This is a genomic window from Mycobacterium colombiense (assembly GCF_001672755.1).
GTDB lineage: Bacteria > Actinomycetota > Actinomycetes > Mycobacteriales > Mycobacteriaceae > Mycobacterium > Mycobacterium colombiense_C.
On sequence record NZ_LZKI01000197.1, the window covers coordinates 63,883 to 90,281 of the forward strand.

The 26,399-nt window shown below is 69.7% G+C and carries 25 protein-coding genes; 15 read left to right on the plus strand and 10 right to left on the minus strand.

Annotated features, from left to right (window positions below):
• Nucleotides 1–8: 8 nt before the first annotated feature.
• Complete coding sequence (gene dapD / locus A5708_RS25705; protein ID WP_155766194.1) at nucleotides 9–962, minus strand: 2,3,4,5-tetrahydropyridine-2,6-dicarboxylate N-succinyltransferase; 954 nt, start codon at nucleotides 960–962, stop codon at nucleotides 9–11.
• Between the two features lie 282 nt (nucleotides 963–1,244).
• Between dapD and A5708_RS27855 the strand changes: the two genes are divergently transcribed.
• From A5708_RS27855 to dapE, 3 genes are all read left to right on the plus strand, one after another.
• Complete coding sequence (locus A5708_RS27855) at nucleotides 1,245–2,069, plus strand: PPE family protein, SVP subgroup (protein ID WP_065031306.1); 825 nt, start codon at nucleotides 1,245–1,247, stop codon at nucleotides 2,067–2,069.
• A 34-nt stretch (nucleotides 2,070–2,103) separates the two neighbouring features.
• Nucleotides 2,104–3,252: a PPE family protein gene (locus A5708_RS25715; RefSeq protein ID WP_065031307.1), complete on the plus strand. Its 1,149-nt coding sequence runs from the start codon at nucleotides 2,104–2,106 to the stop codon at nucleotides 3,250–3,252.
• Between the two features lie 226 nt (nucleotides 3,253–3,478).
• Nucleotides 3,479–4,543, plus strand: a complete 1,065-nt coding sequence (gene dapE, locus A5708_RS25720; RefSeq protein ID WP_065031336.1) for a succinyl-diaminopimelate desuccinylase — start codon at nucleotides 3,479–3,481, stop codon at nucleotides 4,541–4,543.
• Here the strand turns inward: dapE and A5708_RS25725 are convergent.
• Nucleotides 4,540–6,666, minus strand: coding sequence for an AAA family ATPase (locus tag A5708_RS25725; RefSeq protein ID WP_065031308.1), 2,127 nt, complete (start codon nucleotides 6,664–6,666; stop codon nucleotides 4,540–4,542). The two genes, dapE and A5708_RS25725, sit on opposite strands and share 4 nt — an antisense overlap.
• An 88-nt stretch (nucleotides 6,667–6,754) precedes the next feature.
• On the opposite strand from A5708_RS25725, the gene A5708_RS25730 reads away from it, so the two are divergent.
• From A5708_RS25730 to A5708_RS25760, 7 genes are all read left to right on the plus strand, one after another.
• A complete protein-coding gene (locus A5708_RS25730; RefSeq protein ID WP_065031309.1) occupies nucleotides 6,755–7,318 on the plus strand; it encodes a TIGR00730 family Rossman fold protein in 564 nt (187 codons plus the stop codon).
• Between the two features lie 74 nt (nucleotides 7,319–7,392).
• The gene (fadD6, locus tag A5708_RS25735) at nucleotides 7,393–9,171 is read left to right on the plus strand and encodes a long-chain-acyl-CoA synthetase FadD6 (RefSeq protein ID WP_065031310.1); all 1,779 of its coding nucleotides are present in this window, start codon (nucleotides 7,393–7,395) and stop codon (nucleotides 9,169–9,171) included.
• Between the two features lie 36 nt (nucleotides 9,172–9,207).
• Nucleotides 9,208–10,173 carry a dihydropteroate synthase gene (folP, locus tag A5708_RS25740; RefSeq protein ID WP_155766190.1) on the plus strand — a complete coding sequence of 322 codons (966 nt, stop codon included), beginning with the start codon at nucleotides 9,208–9,210 and terminating at the stop codon, nucleotides 10,171–10,173.
• On the plus strand, nucleotides 10,170–11,177 hold the full coding sequence (locus tag A5708_RS25745; RefSeq protein WP_065031312.1) for a glucosyl-3-phosphoglycerate synthase: 1,008 nt from the start codon (nucleotides 10,170–10,172) through the stop codon (nucleotides 11,175–11,177). Before folP ends, A5708_RS25745 begins: the two co-directional genes overlap by 4 nt.
• Before the next feature lie 59 nt (nucleotides 11,178–11,236).
• Complete coding sequence (locus A5708_RS25750) at nucleotides 11,237–11,596, plus strand: DivIVA domain-containing protein (protein ID WP_065031313.1); 360 nt, start codon at nucleotides 11,237–11,239, stop codon at nucleotides 11,594–11,596.
• Nucleotides 11,593–12,174, plus strand: coding sequence for a DNA-3-methyladenine glycosylase I (locus A5708_RS25755; protein WP_065031314.1), 582 nt, complete (start codon nucleotides 11,593–11,595; stop codon nucleotides 12,172–12,174). Before A5708_RS25750 ends, A5708_RS25755 begins: the two co-directional genes overlap by 4 nt.
• Before the next feature lie 166 nt (nucleotides 12,175–12,340).
• Nucleotides 12,341–12,514, plus strand: coding sequence for a DUF3117 domain-containing protein (locus tag A5708_RS25760; RefSeq protein ID WP_003878471.1), 174 nt, complete (start codon nucleotides 12,341–12,343; stop codon nucleotides 12,512–12,514).
• 29 nt (nucleotides 12,515–12,543) lie between these two features.
• On the opposite strand, the gene glgA is transcribed toward A5708_RS25760, so the two are convergent.
• The gene (glgA, locus tag A5708_RS25765) at nucleotides 12,544–13,707 is read right to left on the minus strand and encodes a glycogen synthase (protein ID WP_065031315.1); all 1,164 of its coding nucleotides are present in this window, start codon (nucleotides 13,705–13,707) and stop codon (nucleotides 12,544–12,546) included.
• A 171-nt stretch (nucleotides 13,708–13,878) separates the two neighbouring features.
• Between glgA and glgC the strand changes: the two genes are divergently transcribed.
• Nucleotides 13,879–15,093, plus strand: a complete 1,215-nt coding sequence (gene glgC / locus A5708_RS25770; protein WP_065031316.1) for a glucose-1-phosphate adenylyltransferase — start codon at nucleotides 13,879–13,881, stop codon at nucleotides 15,091–15,093.
• Here glgC and A5708_RS25775 read toward each other — a convergent pair.
• The 6 genes from A5708_RS25775 to A5708_RS25800 form a co-directional block, all read right to left on the minus strand.
• Nucleotides 15,090–16,781, minus strand: a complete 1,692-nt coding sequence (locus A5708_RS25775; RefSeq protein WP_065031317.1) for a CocE/NonD family hydrolase — start codon at nucleotides 16,779–16,781, stop codon at nucleotides 15,090–15,092. The genes glgC and A5708_RS25775 overlap by 4 nt on opposite strands.
• 29 nt (nucleotides 16,782–16,810) lie before the next feature.
• Nucleotides 16,811–17,485, minus strand: a complete 675-nt coding sequence (locus tag A5708_RS25780) for a methyltransferase family protein (protein ID WP_065031318.1) — start codon at nucleotides 17,483–17,485, stop codon at nucleotides 16,811–16,813.
• 7 nt (nucleotides 17,486–17,492) lie between these two features.
• Nucleotides 17,493–19,136, minus strand: coding sequence for an ABC transporter permease (locus A5708_RS25785; RefSeq protein ID WP_155766191.1), 1,644 nt, complete (start codon nucleotides 19,134–19,136; stop codon nucleotides 17,493–17,495).
• On the minus strand, nucleotides 19,133–20,086 hold the full coding sequence (locus tag A5708_RS25790) for an ABC transporter ATP-binding protein (RefSeq protein WP_065031320.1): 954 nt from the start codon (nucleotides 20,084–20,086) through the stop codon (nucleotides 19,133–19,135). The genes A5708_RS25785 and A5708_RS25790 overlap by 4 nt, the downstream gene beginning before the upstream one ends.
• Nucleotides 20,076–20,714 carry a TetR/AcrR family transcriptional regulator gene (locus A5708_RS25795; protein ID WP_065031321.1) on the minus strand — a complete coding sequence of 213 codons (639 nt, stop codon included), beginning with the start codon at nucleotides 20,712–20,714 and terminating at the stop codon, nucleotides 20,076–20,078. The genes A5708_RS25790 and A5708_RS25795 overlap by 11 nt, the downstream gene beginning before the upstream one ends.
• Before the next feature lie 132 nt (nucleotides 20,715–20,846).
• Nucleotides 20,847–21,515: an O-methyltransferase gene (locus tag A5708_RS25800; protein ID WP_065031322.1), complete on the minus strand. Its 669-nt coding sequence runs from the start codon at nucleotides 21,513–21,515 to the stop codon at nucleotides 20,847–20,849.
• Between the two features lie 201 nt (nucleotides 21,516–21,716).
• Between A5708_RS25800 and sigE the strand changes: the two genes are divergently transcribed.
• The 4 genes from sigE (at nucleotide 21,717) to tatB (ending at nucleotide 25,070) form a co-directional block, all read left to right on the plus strand.
• Nucleotides 21,717–22,472 carry an RNA polymerase sigma factor SigE gene (sigE, locus tag A5708_RS25805; protein WP_065031323.1) on the plus strand — a complete coding sequence of 252 codons (756 nt, stop codon included), beginning with the start codon at nucleotides 21,717–21,719 and terminating at the stop codon, nucleotides 22,470–22,472.
• Between the two features lie 129 nt (nucleotides 22,473–22,601).
• The gene (gene rseA, locus A5708_RS25810; protein WP_196772763.1) at nucleotides 22,602–22,997 is read left to right on the plus strand and encodes an anti-sigma E factor RseA; all 396 of its coding nucleotides are present in this window, start codon (nucleotides 22,602–22,604) and stop codon (nucleotides 22,995–22,997) included.
• Between the two features lie 145 nt (nucleotides 22,998–23,142).
• The gene (locus A5708_RS25815; RefSeq protein ID WP_065031325.1) at nucleotides 23,143–24,654 is read left to right on the plus strand and encodes a S1C family serine protease; all 1,512 of its coding nucleotides are present in this window, start codon (nucleotides 23,143–23,145) and stop codon (nucleotides 24,652–24,654) included.
• Nucleotides 24,654–25,070 carry a Sec-independent protein translocase protein TatB gene (gene tatB / locus A5708_RS25820; protein WP_065031326.1) on the plus strand — a complete coding sequence of 139 codons (417 nt, stop codon included), beginning with the start codon at nucleotides 24,654–24,656 and terminating at the stop codon, nucleotides 25,068–25,070. Before A5708_RS25815 ends, tatB begins: the two co-directional genes overlap by 1 nt.
• Nucleotides 25,071–25,094: 24 nt before the next feature.
• Here tatB and A5708_RS25825 read toward each other — a convergent pair whose 3' ends face one another.
• Nucleotides 25,095–26,252 (minus strand): Mrp/NBP35 family ATP-binding protein, encoded by a 1,158-nt coding sequence (locus A5708_RS25825; RefSeq protein ID WP_155766192.1) that lies wholly within the window; start codon nucleotides 26,250–26,252, stop codon nucleotides 25,095–25,097.
• Between the last annotated feature and the right edge of the window lie 147 nt (nucleotides 26,253–26,399).

Sequence of the window (26,399 nt, forward strand, 5' to 3'; positions counted from 1 at the left end):
GCGGACCCTCAGTTGGCGTGCAGGTCCTCGTTGAGGGCGATGCCCTGCCCGCCGCGGGCCACCACTTCCACCGCCCCGCTCACCGAATTGCGGCGGAACAACAGGTTGTTGCCGCCGGACAGCTCCAGGGCCTTCAGCGTCTTGCCTTCGGGCGTAATGACTTTGGTGCCCGCGGTGACATACAGGCCAGCCTCGACAACGCAGTCGTCGCCCAGTGAGATGCCCAGGCCCGCGTTGGCGCCGAGCAGGCACCGCTTGCCGATCGAAATCACCTCGGTGCCACCGCCGGACAGCGTGCCCATGATCGAGGCGCCGCCGCCGACGTCGGAGCCATCGCCCACCACCACGCCGGCGGAGATGCGGCCCTCCACCATCGAGGCCCCCAGCGTGCCGGCGTTGTAGTTGACGAAGCCCTCATGCATCACCGTCGTGCCCGGGGCCAGGTGGGCGCCCAGCCGCACCCGGTCGGCGTCGGCGATGCGCACCCCGGTCGGCAGGACGTAATCGACCATGCGGGGGAACTTGTCGACGCCGTGGACCGTCACCGGTCCGTGCCGCCGCAGCCGCGCCCGGACGGCCTCGAAGCCCTCGACGGCGCACGGCCCGCGGTTAGTCCAGACAACATTGGTCAATACCCCGAATAAGCCGCCGGCGTTCAGCCCGTGCGGCGCCACCAGCCGGTGCGAGAGCAGATGCAATCGCAGGTAGGCGTCGTAGGCGTCGGCGGCCACGTCGTCCAGCGAGCCGATGACCGTGCGCACGGCGACGGTCTCGGTGCCGCGGTCGTCGTCGCGGCCGATCAGCGCGGTCAGCTCCGGGGGAACGTCGGACAGCGCCAGCCGCGACGTCGCGCTGTTGCCCGATTCGGTCAGTTCCGGTGCGGGAAACCACGTGTCGAGAATCGATCCATCGGCGGCCAGCGTTGCCAGCCCGATACCTGCAGCTCCAGTCACGGCGGTCAGGTTACTTCCTGGGCGGCGCCGCGGCCCGCCCGCCCTGCCGAGGGCCGGGAGCCGGGAGGCCGCCTGGTGTTCAAAAACCCACGTGGGCAACGCAATTCGGCACGGCATGGCGCGTCGTGTGCATTCGCGCGCGGCCGGCCCCGTCGGTTCTAGCAGGTCAGGCGTGAATATCGCCGTTTCGGGTACGCGGCCTCAGGGGGTCCCGCGAGTCGTTTCTGGCCTCGAGGCGGGGTTTGTTGTCGCCGGTCCGTAGTGGCCGCTGATTGCCGGAGGAGAAAACACATGTTCTTTGTCACCACACGGCCCGAGGCGCTGCTGGCCGCGGCGAGCACGCTTGAAGGGCTCGGCTCGTCGATGGCCGCCCAGGATGCCGCCGCCGCGGCGCCCACCACGACCATCGCGCCCGCGGCCGCCGACGAGGTGTCCGCTCTACAGGCTGCGCAATTCTCGGCCTACGGGGCCTGGTACCAGCAGGTCAGCGGCCAGGCTCGCGCGATTCACCAGGGCTTGGTGAACAACCTGAACAGCAACGCCGGTTCGTACGGAACGGCGGAGGCCGCGAACCAGGTAAGCACCAGAGCCACGGCGCTGCAGCAGTTTGCACCGGCCGCCGCGTCCGCCGCGTCCGCCGACCCACCGCCCGGGGACACCTCCCTCGGCACCACCATCGAGTGGACACAGAACGTCGGTGCTGCCGCGTCGGACTTCATCACCTTGGGCGAGGGACAATTCGCGCCCGTCCCCGGCGCGTCCGGAATCCCGAATTTCGTGCCCCCGGGTCTCAGCTCAGCGACTGCGAGTGTTTCCGCGGCGCCGGCCCCCGCGGCCGTCGGTGCGGGGCCCATGCTGGCGAGCATGGGCCGAGGGCCCTCGATCGGCGCATTGTCAGTGCCACCCAGTTGGGCGGCAAGTGGTGTCCCCGCGGTGAACACCACCCCGGCGCAGCTGGTCGGCGCGGGGTTCACCAGCGCCGCACCTCAGAACGCAACGGTGACCACCGTTCCGGGCGGCGTGCCGTCAATGGCCACCACCGGGCGCGGCGGCTATGGCCTTGGGGCCCCGCGCTACGGCGTCAAGCCCACCGTGATGCCCAAGCCGGCCATCTAACCCCCGAACAGCCGCACAGAACAGGAGTGAGGCAATGACTTTCGACTTCGGAGCACTTCCGCCAGAGATCAACTCCATCCGCATGTACACCGGCGCGGGCGTCGGTCCGATGATGGCCGCCGCGGCGGCATTCAGCAGCCTGGCCGACGAATTGAGTACCACAGCATCTGCCAGCCAATCGGCGATCTCGAACCTGACCGGCGAGGAATGGATGGGTCCCTCGTCGGTCGCGATGGCCACCGCCGTCGAGCCGTATGTGCTGTGGATGCACACCACCGCCTTACAGCTGCAGCAGGCGGCGGCCCAGGCCATGGCATCGGCGGCTGCCTATGAGGCGGCCTTCGCAATGACAGTGCCGCCGCCATTAGTCGCGGCCAACCGGGCTCAGCTGGCAGTACTGGTCGCGACCAACGTGCTGGGCCAGAACACAGCGGCCATCGCCGCCACCGAGGCGCAGTACGGCGAGATGTGGGCCCAGGACGCCGCCGCGATGTATGGCTACGCCGCGTCATCCGCCGCCGCGGCCCGGCTGAGCCCGTTGACGTCACCGGCGCCGACCAACAGCCCGGGTGGGCTGGGCGTGCAGACCACGGCCACCGCCGCGCAGACGAGTGGGTTGCGCGGCGTCGTCTCCAACGTGCCCAACGCAGTGCAGTCGTTCGCCGCGCCGGCCGCACTGCCGGACCCGCCGGGCCTGAGCACGCTGGACAGCATTCTGGGCGACCCGGTGGTGAACCAGACCGGCAACGCCGTTTTCGACGTGGGGTCGTGGAACGTGTTCAACACCATCGTGTCCAACATCCTCTACAACCACACCCTGGACACCGCGGCGGCCGGCAGCGTGGCCGGCAGTGTGGGAGGCGCGGCCGGCGGTGGCGCCCTGGTGAGCGCGGCGGCGCCGGTCAGCACCGCGGGCGTGGGTGCCGCACCGGTGCTGGCGAGCGTGGGCTCCGCGTCCCCGGTCGGTGGATTGTCGACGCCCGCAGCGTGGTCGGCGGCCACCCCCCGGATCCCCGCCGCGACTGTCGCGGGCACGGGGTGGACCGCACCCACCGAAGAGGCGCACACCACGTGGGCGTCCGGCATGCCGGCGGTCGCCTCGGCGGGGCGGGGCGGCGGCTACGGCATGGGGCCGCGCTACGGAGTGAAACCCAAGGTGATGCCTACGCGGTTGCCCGTCTAGCCGCCTGGGCGCCCCCTGCGCCCGGCTCCGCCGCGCTTGCGATCGCCACTGGCTCGATGGTGGCGACCCGCTGCGCCCGGCTCCGCCGCGCTTGCGATCGCCACTGGCTCGATGGTGGCGACCCGCTGCGCCCGGCTCCGCCGCGCTTGCGATCGCCACTGGCTCGATGGTGGCGACCCGCTGCGCCCGGCTCCGCCGCGCTTGCGATCGCCACTACCCTGAGACCGTGCTGGACTTACGCGGAGATCCGATCGCGCTGACCGCCGCGCTGGTCGACATCCCCAGCGAATCGAGGGACGAAGCGCGGCTGGCCGACGAGGTCGAGGCCGCGCTGCGCGCCCAGACCGCCGGGTTCGAGATCGTTCGCAACGGCAATGCCGTGCTGGCACGCACCAACCGCGGGCGGCCGTCGCGGGTGCTGCTGGCCGGGCACCTGGACACCGTGCCGGTGGCCGGAAACCTGCCTAGCCGCCACGAGGGCGACGACCTGTACGGCTGCGGCACCGCGGACATGAAATCCGGGGACGCGGTCTTCCTGCACCTCGCCGCCACCGTCGCCGATCCGGCGCACGATCTCACGCTGGTGATGTACGACTGCGAGGAAATCGACGCCGCGGCAAACGGATTGGGCCGCATCGAACGCGAACTGCCGGACTGGTTGGCCGCCGACGTGGCCATTCTGGGCGAGCCCACCGGCGGCTACATCGAGGCCGGTTGCCAGGGCACCCTGCGGGTGGTGGTCAGCGCCAGCGGGACCCGTGCGCATTCGGCCCGATCCTGGTTGGGCGACAACGCGATTCACAAGCTCGGCGCCGTGCTGGAGCGGCTGGCCGCGTACCAGGCGCGCAGCGTCGACATCGACGGCTGCGTCTACCGCGAGGGCCTGTCGGCCGTGCGCATCGACGGCGGTGTGGCGGGCAACGTCATTCCCGACGCGGCCGCGGTGACGGTCAACTTCCGTTTCGCCCCCGACCGGTCGTTGCCCGAAGCGCTGCAACACGTGCACGACGTGCTCGCCGGGCTCGACGTGCACATCGAACAGACCGACGCGGCGGCCGGCGCGCTGCCCGGGCTGTCCCAACCCGCCGCCAAGGCCCTGGTCGAGGCGGCCGGCGGCAACGTCCGGGCCAAGTACGGCTGGACCGACGTCGCACGGTTCGCCGCGCTGGGCATACCGGCGGTCAACTTCGGCCCGGGTGATCCCAACCTGGCGCACAAGCGCGACGAGCGGGTCGCGGTCGCCAACATCACCGCCGCGGTGGAGGTGCTGCGCGGCTATCTGAGCGGCTAAGCCTTCCCGGCCCCGCACCGCTGCGCCTGCGCGGCGGCGTCGGCCGCGGCCGCGTGCATGCCGATCGACGTCAGCTCGTCCGACACCGCTCGCAGGCCCGCGTCATCGCCGGCGGCCAGCGCGCGGGCATGGGACAGCGCGATTCTGCCTGCGACGCAGTCGATCTCGGTGCAGAGCCGGGACAAAGGATCGGCGGCCCGGGTGTCGCCGAGCCGCACGGCCTCGTGCCAGACCCGCACCGCCACGCCCCGCTGCCCGCCGCGCTCGGCCATCCTGGCAGCGTCGCGCGCGGCGGCCACCGCGCCGTGCGGGTCCCGCACCAGGGCCAGCCGCCACGCCCGCGCCACCCCGAGCTCCGGCGCGAACAGCGCCGACTTGGTGCCGTGCCGGGATTCGGCCCTGCTCAACGCCTTTGCCGCGGCGGCGGTGTCGCCCTGCTGGGCCAGCGCGGTGGCCAGCAGCGTCAGTGACAGCGGCCCCCACGAGTAACCGGTGCGCTCCAGGGTGGCGGCCGCCGGGATCAATAATGCTGCTGCAGAGGCGAATTCGCCACCGGCAATCAGCACGTGCGCCAGCAGCACCTCGCCGATCGCGCGACCCGGCTGTTGCAGTTCGGCGAAGTCGGTGAACTGCTGCGCGACCTGGCGGGCTTGCTCGGGGCGCCCCGCCATCAACAGAGCAGTGGTCTGACCCAGGCCGATGGTGAAGCGCAGCAGCCCGGGGTGTTCGGCGCTCAGGGCGCGCTGCGCGAGCGGCTCGACGTCGTCGAAGCGGCCTTCGCGCGCCGCGCACAACGCCGCCGCACTGGCCGCCCAGGCCACCGCCTGGTCGTCGGCCGCCGGCGACGCGAGGACGTCGGCGGCGACCTTCACGGCGTGCCCGACGTTGCCGGCGTTCATCGCGAAGGTCGCGCTGAGCGCGTCCAGGGTGGTCCGCGGGCCGCTATCGGCGACCCGATTGCGCACGGTCCGCAGGAACGCGGTGGCGCGTTCGGGTTCGCTGAGCATCCAAAACTGGTTCGCCGCCCGCAGCAGTGCCCAGTCCATCAGCGCCGCCTCGGTCAACGCGGTGGAGTCGACGTCGGCCAGCACCGAATCGGCCTCCCGGCCGCGGCCCTGCCAGGCCAGGGCGTGTGCCAGCGCGAGCCGCGCCGCCAACCCGCCGGAGCGCTGCAGCGCCGACCGGGCCAGCCGTTCGCCCAGCGCCAGGTCACCGAGCCGCAGCGCCTGCTGGGCGGCGGCGACGACGTCGGCGACCCGCGGGGGAGTGTCGCTGTCCAGCGCCAGCGACACCAGCCGCAACCGGTCACTGAGATGCTCGGACGGCCACTGCGACAGCAGCGTGACCAGGTCGGTACGCCGTTGCCGGGCGTCCTCGGGGTCGAGCGCGGCCCGCGTCCGCTCGGCGAACAGCGGATGGGCCGTATAGACGACCGGGTCGTGCGACGACCCGCCCCGCACCCGGGTCTCCGCGGCGCCCCACGTCACCGCGTCGGCCACCGCGCCGTCGCCGGCGAGCGCGGTCAGGTCGGCGACCGAGAGCGGCTCCGCGATGGCGAGATACTCCAGCACCGACCGCGCCGCCGCGGGAAGCTCGGCGAGGAACGTGTTGATCTCCGCCGGCGCGGTCGCCCCGCCGGGCCGTTCGATGTCGATCCGGGTGAGCAGGCCGTCGCTCCACAGCGCCGTGATCGCCTCGGGGGCGGAATCGGCTTGCGCCGTGACGATGAGCCGTCCCGCGCCGTCGCGCGCCAGCTGGTAGACCAGCGTGGCCGACAGCACGTCCAGGTATTGGGCATCGTCGACGATCAGCAGGAGGTCGTCGCCGCCCAGCGATGCCCGCGCGGCCCGCAACAGCGCGGCCGGCTTGCCGAGGTCGGCGATCTCCACCAAATGGCTGAAAGCCCCGAACGGGACCGCGCGTTCGGTCGGGGTGCCGGTGACCCAGCGGACGAGCGTATTCGGGTGCAGGCCGGCGAACCGCTCCGCCGCCACCCGGGCCAGTGTGGATTTGCCGACGCCGTCGGGTCCCAGCACCACCGCCCCGCGCGCCCCGTCAGCCAACGCCGCATCCAGCCGCTCTGAGGCCGTCGCGTGTTGGGGGACGTTCCATCGAATCGGCACTGCCGAATTTTATGGTGCGAGGGCGGGGCGGCAGGGCGAAAGCCCCAGATATGACGGGCCGTATGCGGGTGGTCTACCTTTGGCGGATATGCCCGGCCGACGCGCTTCGTCCAGCGAGTGGTCGGTGTGTGTGTACTGCGCATCCGGCCCGCGGCATCCCGAATTGCTCGGAGTCGCTGCGGAACTCGGCGAGGCGATCGCCGAGCGCGGCTGGACGCTGGTGTGGGGTGGGGGCCGGGTGTCGGCGATGGGCGCGGTGGCGAGCGCGGCGCGCGCCCGCGGCGGCCGGACCGTCGGCATCATTCCCAAGATCCTGATGCGCCGCGAGATCGCCGACGCGGACGCCGACGAGCTGATCGTCAGCGACACCATGCACGAGCGCAAGCAACTCATGGAAGACCGCGCCGACGCATTCGTCGTGCTGCCGGGCGGCCTCGGCACCCTCGACGAGTTGCTTGACGCGTGGACGACGGCCTTCCTCGGCCTGCACGACAAACCCATCGTGCTGCTGGATCCCTTCGGTCACTACGAAGGGCTGTGGACGTGGTTGTGCGGATTGCTGGACAGCGGTTACATCTCCCAGGTGGCGATGGACCGGTTGGTGCTGGTCGACAAGGTGAGTGCGGCGCTGGAAGCGTGCGCACCCGGCTGAGGCCGCCGACGGGTTTGCCACCCCTACTAGGCTGTCCGCCGAGCTTGACTTTGGAAACGAATCGAGGGGATCACGTGTCCGATCGTGACGGGGGAGCGCGCACGGCGGTCAAACTGACCGACATCGCATTTCGGGCACCGGCCGTGCTGGCCGACCTGCCGGTGATCATGCGCGGCGCGATGACCGGGCTGCTGGCCCAGCCGGGCTCCAGGAGATCGATCGGCACGGTGTTCCAGGAGCGGGCCGCCCGTTACGGCGACCGGATCTTCCTGCGCATGGGCGACCAGCAACTGACGTACCGCGACGCCAACGCGGCCGCCAACCGGTACGCCGCCGTGCTGGCGGCGCGCGGCGTCGGCCAGGGTGACGTCGTCGCCATCATGCTGCGCAACTCGCCCAACACCGTGCTGGCCATGCTGGCCGCGGTCAAGTGCGGCGCGGTCGCCGGCATGCTCAACTACCACCAGCGCGGTGAGGTGCTCGCACACAGCCTCGGCCTGCTGGACGCCAAGGTGCTCATCGCCGAGACCGATCTGGTCAGCGCCGTGGCCGAGTGCGGCGGCTCGGGCAGCACCGAGACGCTGACCGTCGAGGACCTGGAGCGGTTCGCGGTGAGCGCGCCGGCCACCAACCCCGCCTCGGCGTCGGCCGTGCACGCCAGAGACACCGCGTTCTACATCTTCACCTCGGGCACAACGGGATTCCCGAAGGCCAGCGTCATGACGCACCTGCGGTGGCTCAAGGCGCTCGCGGCGTTCGGCGGGATCGGGTTGCGGCTCAAGAGCTCCGACACGCTCTACTGCTGCCTGCCGCTGTACCACAACAACGCGCTGACGGTGGCGCTGTCGTCGGTGATCAACTCGGGGGCGACGCTCGCGCTGGGCAAGTCGTTCTCGGCGTCGAAGTTCTGGGACGACGTGATCGCCAACGAGGCCACCGCGTTCATCTACATCGGCGAGGTGTGCCGGTACCTGCTCAACCAGCCGGCCAAGCCGACCGACCGCGCGCACAAGGTGCGTGTGATCGCCGGAAACGGGCTGCGCCCGGAGATCTGGGACGAGTTCACCAAGCGATTCGGCATCGCCCGAGTGTGCGAGTTCTACGCCTCCAGTGAAGGCAACGCGGCATTCATCAACGTCTTCAACGTGCCCCGCTCCACTGGCGTCTTCCCGATGCCGCTGGCCTACGTCGAGTACGACCCCGATACCGGCGCCCCGCTGCGCGACGACGACGGGCGGGTCCGCCGGGTGCCGGCCGGCGAGCCCGGTTTGTTGCTCAGCCCGGTCAACCGGCTGCAGCCGTTCGACGGCTACACCGACAAGGAGTCGAGCGAAAAGAAGTTGGTGCGCAACGCCTTTCGTGAGGGCGACTGCTGGTTCAACACCGGCGACGTGATGAGCCCGCAGGGCATGGGGCACGCCGCGTTCGTCGACCGGCTCGGCGACACCTTCCGGTGGAAGGGCGAGAACGTCGCCACCACGCAGGTCGAGGCGGCGCTGGCGTCCGACGACTCCGTCGAGGACTGCACGGTCTTCGGGGTCGAGGTGCCGCGCACCGGCGGGCGCGCCGGGATGGCCGCGGTCAAGCTCCGCGGCGGCGCCGAGTTCGACGGGCAGTCGCTGGCCCGCTCCGTGTACGACCAGCTGCCCGTCTACGCGCTGCCGCTGTTCGTGCGGGTGGTGGAGTCCATCGAGCAGACCACGACCTTCAAGAGCCGCAAGGTGGAGCTGCGCGAGCAGGCCTACGGTTCGGACGTGGAGGACCCGCTGTACGTGCTGGCCGGGCGCGACGAGGGCTACGTGCCCTACTACGACGAATACCCGGGCGAAGTGGCCGAGGGCAAACGCCCCTAGGGCGCAGTGTGCGCTGACGGCGTCGCGTGTGCGCTCATGGCGACGACACGCCGCAATAGCGCGCCCTGGGCGCACACTCGATCCCCCAGGCCCGCGGGCGGCGCGGCGACCGGGCACCATAGACGTGTGCAGTCAACTCTGTGCGGCCGCCCGGTCGCGGGCGATCGTGCGCTGATCATGGCGATCATCAACCGCACCCCGGACTCGTTCTATGACAAGGGTGCGACCTTCAGCGACGAGGCCGCCAGGGCGGCCGTGCACCAGGCCGTCGCCGACGGGGCCGACGTCATCGACGTCGGCGGCGTCAAGGCCGGCCCCGGCCAAGAGGTCGACGCCGACACCGAGATCGCGCGGCTGGTGCCCTTCATCGAATGGCTGCGCGACGCCTACCCCGACCAGCTGATCAGCGCCGATACCTGGCGCTCGGAGGTCGCCAAGGTGGCCTGCGCAGCCGGCGCGGACCTGATCAACGACACCTGGGGCGGCATCGACCCGGCGCTCCCGGCGGTGGCCGCCGAGTTCGGGGCGGGCCTGGTCTGTTCGCACACCGGCAACGCGCTGCCGCGCACGCGGCCCTTCCGGGTGAACTACGGCACCACCACCCGCGGCGTGGTGGACGATGTCATCGCCCAGGTCACCACGGCCGCCGAGCGGGCGGTGGCGTGCGGGGTGGCCCGCGACCGGGTGCTGATCGACCCCACCCACGACTTCGGCAAGAACACCTTCCACGGGCTGCTGCTGTTACGCCACGTGAGCGATCTTGTTAATACCGGGTGGCCCGTGCTCATGGCTTTGAGCAATAAGGACTTCGTCGGGGAGACTCTGGGTGTGGAACTGACCGAGCGGCTCGAGGGAACGCTGGCCGCCACCGCGCTGGCAGCCGCCGCGGGTGCGCGCATGTTCCGCGTGCACCAGGTCGCGGCCACCCGCCGGGTGCTGGAAATGGTGGCCTCGATCCAGGGAATCCGCCCGCCGGCGCGCACGGTGAGGGGGCTGGCATGACCGCATCGGATCTGTTCGCCGGCGACCTCGCCAAGGACAGGGCGCTCGCCGCCCGGCCCGGAGACGTGTGGCTGGCCAACGACAGGCGGAACCGGCCCAGCTGGACCATCGCCGAACTCGAAGCCGCGAAGGCCGGGCGGACCATCTCGGTGGTGCTGCCGGCCCTCAACGAGGAAGAAACCGTCGAGTCGGTGATCGAAAGCATCTCACCGCTGGTCGATGGGCTGGTCGACGAGCTGATCGTGCTTGATTCGGGCTCGACCGACGACACCGGGATCCGCGCCGTTGCCGCGGGCGCCCGCGTCGTCAGCCGCGAGCAGGCCCTACCCGAGGTGCCGATACGTCCCGGGAAGGGCGAGGCGTTGTGGCGCTCGCTGGCGGCCACCAGAGGCGACATCGTGGTGTTCGTCGACTCCGACCTGATCGACCCGCACCCGATGTTCGTGCCGTGGCTGGTCGGCCCGATGCTCACCGGCGACGGCATTCACCTGGTCAAAAGCTTCTACCGACGGCCCCTGCGGGGCAGCGAGCTCAGCGATGTCGGCGACGTCGGCGGCGACGTCAGCGCCACCGGCGGCGGGCGCGTCACCGAGCTGGTGGCCCGTCCGTTGCTTGCGGCGCTGCGTCCGGAGCTGGGCTGCGTGGTGCAGCCGCTGGGCGGCGAATACGCGGCCAGCCGCGAGCTGCTGACCTCGCTGCCGTTCGCGCCCGGCTACGGCGTCGAGATCGGCCTGCTGGTGGACACCTTCGACCGGCTGGGCCTGGACGCGATCGCGCAGGTCAACCTGGGCGTGCGCGCGCACCGCAACCGGCCGCTGGCCGAGCTCGGCGTGATGAGCCGGCAGATCATCGCGACCCTGCTGTCGCGCTGCGGCGTCCCGGACTCCGGCGTCGGGCTGACCCAGTTCGTCGCCGACGGCCCCGACTTTCAGGGCTACACCCAGCGCACCTCGCCGGTGTCGCTCGCGGACCGGCCGCCGATGCAGGTGCTCAGGCCCCGGTAGGCCCCGGCGCGGTCACGCTGAGCGTCGCCGTGTCGGTGGCATAGGGCAGTATCGACCACGTGGCGTTGGTGTTGCTGTACCTGGTGGTCCTGGTGCTGGTGGCGATCGTCCTGTTCGGCGCGGCCAGCCTGTTGTTCGGTCGCGGCGAGCAGCTGCCGCCCCTGCCCCGGGGGACGACGGCCACCGTGCTGCCCGCGTTCGGAGTGACCGGCTCCGACGTCGACGCCGTCAAGTTCACTCAGGTCCTGCGCGGTTACAAGACCAGTGAGGTGGACTGGGTGCTGGATCGGCTGGCGCGCGAGCTGGAGGCGCTGCGCGGCCAGCTGGCCGCGGTGCACGCCGCGCCGGCCGCCGGGCGGGGGGCCGAGGGCGAACCCGGGGAACCCGACGACGGTGAGGATCGTCAGGACTTGGTGTGAGTGAAGACGAGCTGGTTCGCTGCAGCTGGGCGACCGTGCGACCCGGACCCGATTTCGAGCTCTATCGCGACTACCACGACCGCGAATGGGGCCAACCGGTGCGCGACGGGGTCGCGTTGTTCGAGCGGATGAGCCTGGAGGCCTTTCAAAGCGGCCTGTCATGGCTGATCATTCTGCGGAAGCGGGAGAATTTCCGGCGTGCGTTCGCGCGGTTCGACATCGCCGAGGTCGCCGAGTACACCGACGCCGACGTGCAGCGGCTGATGGCCGATCAGGGAATCGTGCGCAACCGCGCCAAGATTGAGTCGACGATCGCCAACGCCCGGGCCGCCGCTGAGCTGGGAACTCCGGCGGACCTGGCGGACCTGCTGTGGTCGTTTGCGCCGTCGCCGCGGTCCCGGCCGGCCGACCCCTCCCAAATCCCCTCGGCCACTGACGAATCGAAGGCCATGGCTCGTGAACTCAAGCGGCGCGGCTTCCGCTTCGTCGGCCCGACCACCGCCTATGCGCTGATGCAGGCGACCGGCATGGTCGACGACCATATTCGCGGTTGCTGGGTGCCCGCCACCGCCCGCTGAGCACACAGTTGTGGGTCTTTGTACAAGTGGTGACCTGGATAGGGAACAATGGAGGGGTGATAACGCAGTTCGATGCCGGGCATGGCTTGAAGTTCGCTGGCGGGGCATGCTCGGCGCCGACCAGGTCCGCACGGGCGGGCCAGCTCGAACCTGGAGGGAGCACTCGATGGCGGCGATGAAGCCCCGGACCGGAGACGGTCCTCTGGAAGCAACAAAGGAGGGGCGCGGCATCGTGATGCGGGTACCACTTGAGGGAGGCGGTCGACTGGTCGTCGAGCTGACGCCCGACGAAGCGGCTGCCCTCGGTGACGAACTCAAGGGCGTCACGAGCTCCAGCTAGGGCTTGCCGCCGAACGGATGTCGTCGGTGCTACGCACACACCTTCCGATAGATCTCCAGGGTCTGCTCGGCGACGTGGGCCCAGGAGAACTCTTCGACGCAGCGCTGACGGCCCGCCTTGCCGTAGCGCTGCGCTTTGTCGCGGTCGGCGATCAGCTCGTTGACCGCTTCGGCCAATCCGGTCTGATAGCCCTGCGCGTCGTCTGGGTCGTAATGCACCAGCGTCCCGGTGATCCCGTCAGCGACCACCTCCGGGATGCCGCCGACATCGGACGCCACCACCGCCGTCGAGCAGGCCATCGCCTCCAAGTTCACGATGCCCAACGGCTCGTACACCGACGGGCATACGAAAACCGATGCCGCCGAGAGTATTTCGCGTAGCTCGCCGATGGGCAGCATCTCCCGGATCCAGAACACCCCGGTGCGGCCGCGGGACAGCGCGGCCACGGCGTCGCGGATCTCCGCGGCGATCTCCGGGGTGTCGGGGGCGCCGGCGCACAACACCACCTGCGCCTCCGGGCTGAACCGGTGGGCGGCGGCCACCAGGTGCGCCAGCCCCTTCTGCCGCGTGATCCGGCCCACGAACACCACGATGGGCCGGGACGGATCGACGCCGAGCTCGGTCAGCATCGATCCGCTTCGCACCGGCCCCGCCGGGTACCAGACGTCGGTGTCGACGCCGTTGCGGATCACGTGCACCGCGCTGGGATCCAGTGTGGGATAGACACGCAGGACGTCCTCACGCATCGCGGAGCTGACCGCGATGACGGCGTCAGCGGCCAGCACGGCCGTCTGCTCGACCCAGCTCGAGATCCGGTAGCCCCCACCGAGTTGTTCGGCCTTCCACGGGCGCAGCGGCTCGAGCGAATGCGCGGTCAAGACGTGCGGGACGCCGTAGAGCAGCGCGGCCAGATGCCCGGCCATGCCGGTGTACCAGGTGTGCGAGTGCACCACGTCGGCCTCCGACGCCGCGTTGGCCATCACCAGGTCGGCCGACAGGGTCGACATCGCCGCGTTGGCGCCTTTCAGCCGCGGGTCCGGCTCGTGCACGTGGGCGCCCGGGCGCGGTGCGCCCATGCAATGCACGTCGACCGCGCACAGCCGGCGCAGCTGAGCGACGAGTTCGGTGACGTGTACTCCCGCTCCGCCGTAAACCTCCGGTGGGTACTCCCGCGTCATCATCGCCACCCGCATACCCCGAACGGTAGTTCGGCGAGGGGGCCCGCCGCGAGTCGGGTTCGCCACACCGCCGGCGCGATCTTCGCGGCGTGCGCGGCCAAATACCTTGACAGACAGCCCCACAGAACTTCGCCAATCACCCCTTCCCCCTGGCAGCCCTTCGCAACGGCCGATAGGTTTGACAACATGAGGGAAGCGCCACACGTGCTGGGCATCGTCCTGGCCGGCGGTGAGGGCAAGCGGCTGTATCCGCTGACCGCGGACCGTGCCAAGCCCGCGGTTCCCTTCGGGGGCGCCTACCGACTGATCGACTTCGTCCTGTCCAACCTCGTCAATGCCCGGTATCTGCGCATCTGTGTTCTCACCCAGTACAAGTCGCATTCACTGGACCGTCACATTTCGCAGAACTGGCGGTTGTCCGGCCTGGCCGGCGAGTACATCACCCCGGTGCCCGCCCAGCAGCGGCTCGGCCCGCGCTGGTACACCGGCTCGGCCGACGCGATCTATCAGTCGCTCAACCTGATCTATGACGAAGACCCCGACTACATCGTGGTTTTCGGTGCCGACCACGTGTACCGGATGGACCCCGAGCAGATGGTCCGGTTCCACATCGACAGCGGCGCGGGCGCGACGGTGGCCGGCATCCGGGTGCCCCGCGGCGAAGCAACCGCGTTCGGCTGCATCGACTCCGACGAGTCGGGCCGCATCCACAAGTTCGTGGAGAAACCGCTGGATCCGCCGGGTACCCCGGACGACCCCGAGCAGACGTTCGTGTCGATGGGCAACTACATCTTCACCACCAAGGTGCTCATCGACGCGATCCGCGCGGACGCCGACGACGACCATTCCGATCACGACATGGGCGGCGACATCATCCCCCGACTGGTCGAGGACGGGATGGCCGCCGTGTACGACTTCAGCGACAACGAGGTGCCCGGCGCCACCGATCGTGACCGCGCCTACTGGCGGGACGTCGGAACGCTGGACGCGTTCTACGACGCCCACATGGACCTGGTGTCGGTGCATCCGGTGTTCAACCTGTACAACAAGCGCTGGCCGATCCGCGGCGAGTCGGAGAACCTGGCGCCGGCCAAGTTCGTCAACGGCGGTTCCGCGCAGGAGTCGGTGGTGGGTGCGGGCAGCATCATCTCGGCGGCTTCGGTGCGCAACTCGGTGCTGTCGTCCAACGTGGTGGTCGACGACGGGGCGATCGTGGAGGGCAGCGTGATCATGCCCGGCGCCCGCGTCGGCCGCGGCGCGGTGGTGCGCCACGCGATCCTGGACAAGAACGTCGTCGTCGGGCCGGGCGAGATGGTGGGCGTGGATCTGGAAAAGGACCGCGAGCGCTTCGCGATCAGCGCCGGCGGTGTGGTCGCCGTCGGCAAGGGCGTCTGGATCTAGCCCGGGATCTCCGGCACCAGCAGGTGGGCCTCGCGTTGCGGACCCCAGTGCAATGTGACGCGGCCGCGCGGCGAGCCCTGGTACCACGCCGGAAACTGGCCGGTGAGTGGGTTTCTCGGGGACAGCCAGCGTGCGGCGACCACCAGCCGCAGCTGCTCGCCGGCGCGGAACAGCGTCGCCGACGGGCCCAGCTCCACCTCGACCGCGGCCAACTCGCCGGCCGACAGCGGCCGTGGGTCGACGCCCGTGATGACGGGTTCGGCCGGCCGGGACAGCTCCGGGTCCAGGGCGCGCAACGCAACTCGCTGCCACCCGCTGGTCACCCGGTCGCGGCCGTAGCCGTAGGACCCCTCGAAACCGACGAACCGCCCGCGGCGCCACTTCTCCACGCCGACGAACAGGTTCGCGTCGTCGCAACCGCTCAGCTCGACAAACAGCCGGGCCACCATCGGGCCGGTCAACTCGACGTCCTCGGCCACGGTCCAGGCGAAAGATGCTGCACCGGAACGTGTTCCGAACTCGATGCGGCCGGGGGCCGCGGGTTGTTCGGCCGTCAGTGCGCCGGCATCGCCCAGATACATTGGGCGCCAACGTGTGCGGGCCAGCGGCCATTCGGCCTCTTCGCGCACCGCGGTGACGGTGTCGCGGTCCGCGCGCACTTCCAGGCGCACGCTGCGCGCGGCGGGGGCGCCGTCCAGCACATCGCGAAAGAACTTCAGCTGCTCGGCGCGCGCCGCGTCGGAGTAGAAGGTCGTCCACTTGCCCCCGCGGTGCGTGTAGAGCCGGGCGTGGTCGGAGCCGCCGCGCGCGAATGCCCGCATCGAGCCGCGGCTGTGCAGGTTGTTGTCCGAGAAGCTGCCGCAGACCAGCATGGGCACCTTGATCGCCGACAGGTCGGGCGCCAGCGAGCGCCAGAACTCGTCGCGCTGCGGGTGGTCTTCCTGCATCCGCGCGAAGTCGTAGTCCTGCCTGGTGTCGCGACTGAGGTTGCGCGACCACAGCCGGCTGAAGCCGATCTCGTGAACGCCGCCGGGAAACATCAGGTCGCGGTAGGCGTCGGTGAAGCCTTCCCACGGGCAGATCGCCCGCAACGCCGGCGGCGCCAGGGCGGCCACGGCGTACTGGCTGATCGCCAGGTAGGACACACCGAGCATGACCACGTTCCCGTCGCTCCACGGTTGTGCGGCGATCCACTGCACCAGGTCGTAGGTGTCCTCGGCTTCCCGGCGGGACAACAGGTTCCCGGTGCCGTCCGAATGGCCGCAGCCGCGCGAGTCGGCGTTCACCACGACGAAGCCCTGGGCGGTCCACCATGCCGGATCCGGCGCCTCCCAGCCGGTCAGGGTCGAAAACGCCACCGGTTGCGGCTGGCGTATCAAGCGGTACTGCGCCGAGAACGTCGTCTTAGTGCCGCGCCGGGTCGGCAGGTTGTCTTTGCCGTACGGGTGAATGCTCAGGATGACCGGCTTGGGCGCTGCGGCCCCATCCCCGTCGCGAAAGACGTTGATCCGCAAGACCGTTCCGTCCCGCGTGGTGACGGCCACGTCACGCTCGACCCGCAGATCCGCGGGTGGGTCGGTGACCGTGACGGGGGGCTTGGCGACCCCGCGAATTCTGGTCACCGCATACCGCAGCGCGCCGGGGCGCCGCCACGGGCGGTCCCAGGCCCGTCGCCGATGGTGCAGCACGCCAATACCCTAAGCGGCGGGCCCGGTGGCTACCAGACGAAAGGCACCAGCCGGTAGCGCACGCGGTCGGCGTATTCGCGGTATCCGGGCAGTTCCCGGAGAAGCAGCTTTTCCTCATCGAGGATGCGCAGCGTCAGTCCGGCGGTGCCCGGGATGATGAAGAGCAATCCCCAGTACGAGCCGAGCGCCAGGGGGATACCGATCATCATGACCACATTGCCGACGTACATCGGATGGCGGACGAATTTGTAGAGGCCGTCGGACACGACCGTCTGGCCGCTTTCCACCGTCACCGTGGCGCCCGCATAGCTGTTCTGGACGATCACCAGCATGGCGATGCCGAGACCCGTCGCCACCAGCACGTCGCCGAGTACCGACAGCCACGGCGGCACCGATGACCAGCCGAACCGATGATCGAGCGCGCTGAACACCATGGTCGCGAACAGGGCGAAAAACGACCCGGCGATGATGAACTTCTGAGCCTTCCGGGGTTCCGCCCGCGGGCCGGCGCGCATGCGGCGCTGCAGGGCCGCGGGATTGGCCCGGGCCAGGTAGACGGCGGGGACGAGGGTCGCCACCGTGAACACGGCGATGAAGACCCACGCCTGCCAGTAGTGCAGCGTGCCGGCCGGCAGGAGAAGGATCAGAATCCAGGAGAGAACGCCCCAGAGGGATGTCGCCGTTACCCTGATCCCGGTTTTCATCGCACTCCTAGCAGCGGAGGTCGCGGCGCCGAAAAGCTATGGCACCCAGAACCACCAACCCTACGTCCATGGCCAGTAGCCATAACAGTGGTACGACGCTGAATTCCGTACCGATCCGCGGAATGTGTGCGAAGGGTTCCAGGTCGAGCAACCACTGCGAGAAACCGGCCAACGACCCGATCAGGTACAGGGCGACGAAGCCGATCAGCACTCCCCAGGCCACCGGCGTCAGGCGCGGCGCAAAGCCGAACACGCAGACCGTCACGGCCGACAGCAGCCACACGGCGGGCAGTTGTACGGCCGCGCTGGCAACGACCATCGGCAGCCTGGCGCCGACATCGCCGGCCGCGACGCCGTAGACGACACCGGCGGTCAGGCCGCTGGCCAGCATCGCCGCCGCCGATCCGGCGAGCGCGGTGACCAAATGACTTGTCAGCCAGCGGGTTCGCGACACCGCGCCGGCCAGCACCGTTTCGGCTCGCTGGCTCGACTCTTCCTGGTGGAGCCGCAACGTCAGCGAGACCGCGAACGCGGCGGCCACCATGCCCATCATGGAAAACGCGACGGCGATGAACGCGTCCTCGAGGGCGTTGGTGCCGCCCATTCGAGCGACGATGTCGCGTGCCACGCCGCTGTCGCCAAGCTCGTCGCCGATGCCGTGCACCACGCTGCCGATCAGCAGGCCGTACAGGCACAGCCCCACGGTCCACAGCAGCAGCGCGGCGCGGTCCAGCCGCCACGTCAGCCCGAAGACGTTGCCCAGCGCCGGCGCGGCGTTGCCGCGGCCGGGTCGCTCCGCGATCAGCCCGGCGCCGACGTCGCGGCCGGCGAGCAACCGATACGCCAGCACGGTCAACACGGCCGTCGTCACCAGGTGCAGCGCCAGCACCCACCACCGGTCGCCCGCATACGGTTTGACCTGCAGCGACCACCCCAGCGGCGAGAGCCACGAGAGTGTGCCGTCACCCGCGTCGCCGACGGCCCGCAGGGTGAACGCGGCGCCCAGTACGGCGAACGCGGCGCCGCGGGCGAACCGGGCGCTCGGCGACAGCTGCGCGGTCACGGCGGCGACGGCGGTGAACACCAGACCGGAGCAGGCCAGCGCCGCCCCGAAGGCCAGCGACCCGCCGGCCGGGACGTCGGTGCTCAACAGGCCGGCCGCACCGATCGCGCCGGTGGCAATCGATGCTCCGAACGACAGCAGCAGCGCCGCGCTCAGGCTGGCGTAGCGGCCGATCGCGGTCGAGTCCACCAACTCGGTCCGTCCGTTCTCCTCGTCGGCGCGGGTATGCCGGATCACCGTGAGGATGACGGCCACCGCGATCAGCATGTGGAACATGCCGGCTTTCCAAATGCCCACGGCGCCAAGGCTGTCGTTGTAGACCTGGCCGTAGAGGGCGCGCTGGGCCGGGCTGGCCATGATGGAGGCCACGAACCCGGCGCGGGCGGGCGCGGTGGGGTAGACCTTTTCGATACTGCCGACGTACACCGTGGCCAACGGTACCGACAGCAGCAGTACCCACAACGGCATCGAGACGCGGTCGCGGCGCAGGTAGAGCCGCAGCATCGCGAGCGTTCCGGAGAAGCTCGAATTCGTAAGCGGCGCGGGCGATGCCGACGCAAAGGGACGGTCGAGGGTGGTCGTGCTCATGACAGCGAGACCTCTGCTTCGTCGCGTCCGCGCCGACCGTCGCCGCCAGACGTGTCGTAGTGGCGCAGGAAGAGCTCTTCGAGGGTCGGCGGCTGGCTGACCAGGCTGCGCACCCCGGCATCGCCGAGCACCCGGATGAGCTCGCCCAGGCTTTCGCTGTCGACCTGGGCGCGCAGCGTGTTGCCCTCGACGGTGACGTCCTCGACGCCCTTGATGCGCCTGAGATCACCTGGATCGCCGGTCATTTCGGCCTTGATCGAGGTGCGGCTCAGGTGCCGCATGGAGTTCAGCGACCCGCTCTCGATGGTCTTGCCGGCGCGGATGATCGTCACCCGTTCGCACAGCGCTTCCGTCTCGGCCAGGATGTGACTGGACAACAACACCGTCGTGCCCCGGTCGCGGGCCTGCGCCACACACTGTTGAAACACGTTCTCCATCAACGGGTCCAGGCCGCTGCTCGGCTCGTCCAGGAGCAGCAGCCCGGCGTGCGACGAGAACGCCGAGATCAACGAAACCTTCTGGCGGTTGCCCTTGGAATACGTGCGCGCCTTCTTGTGCGGGTCCAGGTCGAAGCGCTCGATCAGCTCGGCGCGGCGCTTCTTGTCGATGCCGCCCCGCATGCGGGCCAGCAGGTCGATGGTCTCACCGCCGGTCAGCGACGGCCACAGGGTGACGTCGCCTGGGACATAGGCGATCTGGCGATGCAGGGCGACGGCCTGGGTCCAGGGGTCGCCACCGAGCAGCCGCGCGCTGCCGCCGTCGGGCTTGACCAGACCCAGCAGGATGCGGATGGTCGTCGACTTCCCGGCGCCGTTGGGCCCGAGGAACCCGTGAACTTCGCCTTCCCGCACCGTGAGGTCCAGGCCGTCCAGCGCCCGCACCACACCGAAGTTTTTGGTGAGCCCGCGGATCTCGATGGGTGCGACACCGGCGGCGTTTTCAGTGGGCATCAGATTCTCCTTGATCTTCAGCGGCCAGAAATGCGTCGTACATGGTCCGGTCGGTCAGCAATCCCTCGCTGTAGACCTCGAGCGCGGGCAATACCATGTCACGCGAGTAGTCGCGCAGCACCGCCCGCAGATCCGTTGGCGTTTCGTGCATTTGGATGTAGAGCAAAAAGCCGCCGCCGCCGGTGATGGCCAGATACCTGGCCCTGGCCTTGGGGTCGCGGCTGGGCTTGATCGTCCCGGCGCGCACGCCCTCTTCCATGTATTCCTCGGCGTTGTCGATCATCTTGCGCCACAGCATGTTTGCCAGGTCGCCGCCGGCCTGCATGCTGCGCACCAGGTAGGCCATCAGCGGCGCGTACTCCTCGATCTCGGCCATCTGGGCGAACCATGTGGCCGGGTCATTGGATTGCAAGGCCGCCGACTTGTTGCCGCGGATCGTCTCGGCGATGTAGTCCTCGCACGCCTTGCGCAGGCCGTCCTTGGAGCCGAAGTGGTGTATGACCAGTGCGGCGCTGACGCCTGCCGCTTCGGCGATGGCGCGCAGCCCGACGCCGAATCCGTGCTCGCCGAATTGTTCGATGGCCGCGTCTCGGATCCGGGCGGCTGCGGTCAAGTCGGCTGAACGCATGTTCAGTACGCTAAACGCACGTTCAGCCCGCGGTCAAGGACGGCGCGCGTCAAGAATCCATAAAGATGTCGCCGCTCGCGGAAACGGCCTGCTCGACGCCCGAAACGGCGGGATGGGCGAAAGCCAGGCGAATCAGTCGCGGACGGCGGCCAGGATGCCGTCGCCGAGCGGCACCAGCGCCGGGGTGAGGCGCTCGTCCTCGGCGATCAGGCGTGCCGCCTCCCGGACCGCGACCACCTCGGCGTCGCGGGCGGCGGGGTCGCCGGCCCGTCCGCCCAACGCGGCCCGATGCACCACGATCACGCCACCGGGGCGCAGCAGCCGCACGCCCTCGACGACGTAGTCCGGCTGATCGACCGGGTCGGCGTCGATGAACACCAGGTCGTAGGACTCGTCGGCGAGCCGGGTGAGCACTTCCTGGGCGCGGCCACCGATCAGCCGGGTGCGCGACGGGCCGATGCCTGCCTCGGTGAACGCCTGCTTGGCCAGCCGCAGATATTCGGGCTCGATGTCGATCGTCGTCAAGACGCCGTCGTCGCTCATACCGGACAACAACCACAGCCCACTGACGCCCGCGCCGGTGCCGACTTCGGCGATGGCCTTTCCGCCACTCAGCTTGGTCAGCAGGCTCAGCAACGCGCCGACGGCCGGTGTCACCGCGCCGGCGCCGATGTCCACGGCCCGCTCGCGCGCGGCCGCCAGCAGCGCGTCTTCCGATATCGAGCTTTCGGCGTGGGCGAAGAGCGATTCGGCCCGGCTGGGCGCTGCCGGGCCGGGGGCTTCTGCGTCGGTGCCGTCCATGCCCGCAGCGTATTCCACTTCCGCGCACAGTCCGACAGGCGCGCCTGAATCCGATCGGGGTGACACGCCCAACGGTTCTACTGCGTTTAATGTCACTGCGCGGTGGATATCTCCTGCACAGCGCAGGTAACGATACGGTTTCTCAGGGTCAGCTCAGATTGTTCATATATCGCACATACTCCGGTACGCGACGGTAGCCCTATGGATCGCGGAGGGCGTTGGACCGGGAATACCGAATGGGAACTACCTGTTGCCGCCAGTGACGAAGTGCCGTTGTTCGGCACGCCGGATTCGGAGGACTTGATCATCACCACGCTTCTCAGCCCGTCCAGCATGTCTCATGCGCAGGAGCTCCCCACCGACGAGTGGGTGGAGCCGTCCGAGGCGCTGCAAGGGACTGCGGTGTTCGACGCGACTGGCGACAAGGCGGCCATGCCGTCCTGGGACGAGTTGGTGCGCCAGCACGCCGACCGGGTGTACCGGCTGGCCTACCGGCTTTCCGGCAACCAGCACGACGCCGAGGACCTCACTCAGGAGACCTTCATCCGGGTCTTCCGGTCGGTGCAGAATTACCAGCCGGGAACGTTCGAAGGGTGGTTGCACCGCATCACCACGAACCTGTTCCTCGACATGGTGCGCCGGCGCTCGCGCATCCGGATGGAGGCGCTGCCCGAGGATTACGAGCGGGTGCCCGCCGACGAGCCCAACCCCGAGCAGATCTACCACGATTCGCGGCTGGGTCCCGACCTGCAGGCCGCGCTCGATTCGCTGCCGCCGGAATTCCGTGCCGCCGTCGTGCTTTGTGACATCGAAGGCCTGTCCTACGAGGAGATCGGCGCCACGCTGGGCGTCAAACTGGGCACCGTGCGCAGCCGCATCCACCGCGGCCGCCAAGCGTTGCGGGATTACCTGGCCGCACACCCCGACCACGAGGCCGCGCGCGCCAAGTCGGCGTAATCACCGCCCGCCCGCCTAACGTTCGGGCAGCTATTCAGCGGCTTTGCGGCCTTAGCCTCGGTATCGCGGGCTCTCTCGCGCTACATTCGAATAAGGCGGCATTAAGAAATGAATGGCGAGGAGTTGGTGATGCCCGATCGTGGACATGTGTTCCGCCGCGCGTTCTCCTGGCTCCCCGCTCAGTTCGCCTCCCAGAGCGACGCGCCCATCGGTGCCCCGCGCCAGTTCGGGTCCACCGAGCACCTGTCCGTCGAAGCGATCGCGGCGTTCGTCGACGGCGAGCTCCGGATGAACGCGCACCTGCGGGCCGCGCACCATCTGTCGTTGTGCGCCCAGTGTGCGGGCGAGGTCGAGGACCAGAGCCGGGCGCGCGCGGCGCTGCGCGATTCGCGCCCCATCCGCATCCCCAGCACGCTGCTCGGCATGCTCGCCGACATTCCCTACGAGTCGCCCGACGACTCCTCCGCGCAGGCATCCGACCGCTTCGCCGACCGTGACGGACGTGAGCGGCGCAAGCGTCGGTAGCGTCCAGCCCACCCCACACGCGCGTTCATGCCGACCGACGGCGCGACATGGATACTAGGGTGGACACGGACAGCGCCGGTGCCGCGTATTTCGCCCGCTAAAGGCCTGTCTCGAGCGCTCAAGTAGAGGATCCAAAAGGGATAACGTGACCTCCGACCAAGGCTACGACCAAGCAAAAGACAGCGGCAACCGCTTGGCGCCGCGCCCCATCTCGCGTCCGCCCGTCGACCCGGCATCGACTCGGGAGTTCGGTCGTCCCGACGGACTGCGCGGGTCGTTCGTGGCCGAACGGGTCCGTCCGCAGAAGTACCGGGACCAGGCCGAGTACCGGCCGAGCAACCGGCCCGCCGACCCCGTGCTGCAGGAGGCTTTCCACCGGCCCGACGGCAGTCCCGACTCGCTGCAGCGCCACCCGGTGGACGCCGACGCGCTGGCCCGCGAGAAAAACGGTGTGGAGCGCGACGGGCACGACGATCCCTGGCGAGACCCGGGCGCCGCGGCGGCGTTGGGGACGCCGGCGGTGGCGCCGTCGCGATCCGGGACCGCGCTGGGCTACGGCGGCAAGCTCGGCGTGCGCGACGTGTTGTTCGGCGGCAAGGTGTCCTACCTGGCGTTGCTGATCCTGCTGCTGATCGCCTTGGTCATCGGCGTGCTCGGCGGGGTGATCGGTCGCAAGACGGCCGAGGTCGCCGAGGCGTTCACCACCTCGAAGGTGACGCTGTCGACCAACGGCAACGGCGAAGGCCCGGCCGGGCGCTTCGCCAAGGTGGCGGCGGCGACGGCGGGTGCGGTGGTGACCATCGAGTCCAAGAGCGACCAGGAAGGCATGCAGGGCTCCGGCGTCGTCATCGACGGCCGCGGCTACATCGTCACCAACAACCACGTCATCTCCGAGGCCGCGAACAACCCCAGCCAGTTCAAGACGACGGTGGTGTTCAACGACGGCAAAGAGGTGCCGGCGAACCTGGTGGGCCGCGACCCCAAGACCGACCTCGCCGTGCTGAAGGTCGACAACGTCGACAACCTGTCGGTGGCGCGCCTCGGCGACTCCGACAAGGTCCGGGTGGGCGACGAGGTGCTGGCCGCGGGTGCGCCGCTGGGCCTGCGCAGCACCGTGACCCACGGCATCATCAGCGCGCTGCACCGGCCGGTGCCGCTGTCGGGGGAGGGCTCGGACACCGACACGGTGATCGACGCGCTGCAGACCGACGCCTCGATCAACCACGGAAACTCCGGTGGTCCGCTGATCGACATGGATTCCCAGGTGATCGGCATCGACACGGCCGGTAAGTCATTGTCCGACAGCGCAAGTGGGCTGGGCTTCGCGATCCCGATCAACGAGGCCAAGCAGGTCGCCGAGACGCTGATCAAGGACGGCAAGATCGTGCACCCGACGCTGGGCGTCAGCACCCGCTCGGTGAGCAACGCGATCGCCTCCGGCGCCCAGGTGGCCAACGTGAAGGCGGGCAGCCCCGCGCAGAAGGGCGGAGTCCTGGAAAACGACGTCGTCGTCAAGGTCGGCAACCGCAAGGTCGCCGACGCCGACGAGTTCGTCGTCGCGGTGCGGCAGTTGAACATCGGCCAGGATTCGCCGATCGAGGTCGTCCGCGACGGCCGTCACGTCACGCTGACCGTCAAACCAGACCCCGACAGCTGATGTTCGGCAGCCTGAGCTGGGAGCACATGCTCGTCCTCGTCGTTGTCGGGCTGGTGGTCCTTGGGCCCGAGCGGCTGCCGGGTGCCATCCGGTGGACGTCCAACGCCTTGCGTCAGGCGCGTGACTACCTCAGCGGTATGACCAGCCAGCTGCGTGAGGACCTCGGGCCCGAGTTCGACGACCTGCGCGTCCCGCTCAGCGAACTGCAGAAGCTGCGGGGCATGACACCGCGGGCGGCGCTGACCAAGCATCTGCTGGACGGCGACGACTCGTTCCTGACTGGAGCCTTCGACAAACCGGCGAATGGCGCCCCGCCGCAGACCCCGCGCCCGGCGCCGCCCGCCGCGAACGGCCAGGCGCTGGCGGCCGAACAGCCGGCCGGCGGCCACACACCGTTCGACACCGACGCGACCTGAGCGCCATCCGCGGCGCCGCGTGCCTTAGCGCCGGGTCGGATCGAGCCCCAGCGATACGCCGGCGAGACCGCGCTTGCGCGACGACAAGCTGTCGGCCACCCCGCGCAACGCCTTGCCCACCGGCGAATCGGGCGCGCTCAGCACCAGCGGCGTGCCGGAATCGCCCGCGGCCACCAGTTCGGGGTCCAGCGGGATCTGACCCAGCAGTGGCACGTCGGCGCCGACCGCCCGCGAGAGCCGCTCGGCCACCTGCTGGCCACCGCCCTCACCGAATACCTGCAGCGTGGAGCCGTCGGGCAGGGTGAGCCCGGACATGTTCTCCACGACGCCGACGACGCGCTGACGGGTCTGCAGCGCGATGCTGCCCGCCCGCTCGGCGACCTCGGCTGCGGCCAGCTGTGGCGTCGTCACCACCAGGATCTCCGCGTTCGGAATCAGCTGCGCCACCGAGATGGCGATGTCGCCGGTCCCCGGGGGCAGGTCGAGCAACAGCACGTCCAGATCGCCCCAGTAGACGTCGGCCAGGAACTGCTGCAGCGCGCGGTGCAGCATCGGCCCGCGCCACACCACCGGGGTGTTGCCCTCGGTGAACTGGGCGATGGAGATGACCCGGACCTCGTGCGCGATGGGCGGCAGGATCATCGACTCGACCTGGGTGGGCCGCTCGGTGGTGCCCATCATCCGGGGGATGGAATGGCCGTGGATATCGGCGTCCAGCACACCGACCGACAGGCCGCGGGCGGCCATCGCCGCCGCCAGGTTGACCGTGACGGTGGACTTGCCGACACCGCCCTTGCCGGACGCGACGGCGTAGACCCGGGTCAGCGAATTCGGTTGTGCGAACGGGATAACGGGCTCGCGGGCGTCGCCGCGCAACTGCTTGCGGAGCTCGGTGCGCTGCTCGTCGTTCATCACGTCTAGGGTGACCTTGACCGCGCCGGTGCCCGGGACGTCGGCGACCGCCTGGCTGACGCGGTCGCTGATCTCGGTCTTCTTCGGGCAGCTGGCGGTGGTGAGGTAGATCGCGACATGCACCGCGCCGTCGGGCTCGGTGTCGATGCTCTTGACCATCCCGAGCTCGGTGATCGGACGCCGCAGTTCGGGGTCGATCACCTTGCCCAGGGCGGTGCGGATAGCCGCGCTCAGGTCGGCTGCTGAGTCAGAAGAGTCATGGCGGGACATCACCGCCGAGTGTAGGCGTGCGCGACGATGCCGTTTTGCGGCGACCCGCTGCGCCCGGCTTCGCCGCGCTTGCGATCGTCGCTGGGCCGGTCAGGCCGGGCCGGGTCCCGCCGGCTTGGGCTTGGGGGCGCCGGGCGCCCCCAAGCC

Coding starts and splice junctions, on each gene's coding strand:
- A5708_RS25790 (WP_065031320.1), bottom strand. CDS start 20,086: ATGCCCACTGAAAACGCCGCCGGTGTCGCACCCATCGAGATCCGCGGG.
- A5708_RS25745 (WP_065031312.1), top strand. CDS start 10,170: ATGACCGCATCGGATCTGTTCGCCGGCGACCTCGCCAAGGACAGGGCG.
- rseA (WP_196772763.1), top strand. CDS start 22,602: ATGCCCGATCGTGGACATGTGTTCCGCCGCGCGTTCTCCTGGCTCCCC.
- glgC (WP_065031316.1), top strand. CDS start 13,879: ATGAGGGAAGCGCCACACGTGCTGGGCATCGTCCTGGCCGGCGGTGAG.
- A5708_RS27855 (WP_065031306.1), top strand. CDS start 1,245: ATGTTCTTTGTCACCACACGGCCCGAGGCGCTGCTGGCCGCGGCGAGC.
- glgA (WP_065031315.1), bottom strand. CDS start 13,707: ATGCGGGTGGCGATGATGACGCGGGAGTACCCACCGGAGGTTTACGGC.
- A5708_RS25825 (WP_155766192.1), bottom strand. CDS start 26,252: ATGTCCCGCCATGACTCTTCTGACTCAGCAGCCGACCTGAGCGCGGCT.
- folP (WP_155766190.1), top strand. CDS start 9,208: ATGGCGACGACACGCCGCAATAGCGCGCCCTGGGCGCACACTCGATCC.
- A5708_RS25730 (WP_065031309.1), top strand. CDS start 6,755: ATGCCCGGCCGACGCGCTTCGTCCAGCGAGTGGTCGGTGTGTGTGTAC.
- A5708_RS25760 (WP_003878471.1), top strand. CDS start 12,341: ATGGCGGCGATGAAGCCCCGGACCGGAGACGGTCCTCTGGAAGCAACA.
- sigE (WP_065031323.1), top strand. CDS start 21,717: ATGGATCGCGGAGGGCGTTGGACCGGGAATACCGAATGGGAACTACCT.
- A5708_RS25780 (WP_065031318.1), bottom strand. CDS start 17,485: ATGAAAACCGGGATCAGGGTAACGGCGACATCCCTCTGGGGCGTTCTC.
- tatB (WP_065031326.1), top strand. CDS start 24,654: ATGTTCGGCAGCCTGAGCTGGGAGCACATGCTCGTCCTCGTCGTTGTC.
- A5708_RS25715 (WP_065031307.1), top strand. CDS start 2,104: ATGACTTTCGACTTCGGAGCACTTCCGCCAGAGATCAACTCCATCCGC.
- A5708_RS25795 (WP_065031321.1), bottom strand. CDS start 20,714: ATGCGTTCAGCCGACTTGACCGCAGCCGCCCGGATCCGAGACGCGGCC.
- A5708_RS25800 (WP_065031322.1), bottom strand. CDS start 21,515: ATGGACGGCACCGACGCAGAAGCCCCCGGCCCGGCAGCGCCCAGCCGG.
- A5708_RS25785 (WP_155766191.1), bottom strand. CDS start 19,136: ATGAGCACGACCACCCTCGACCGTCCCTTTGCGTCGGCATCGCCCGCG.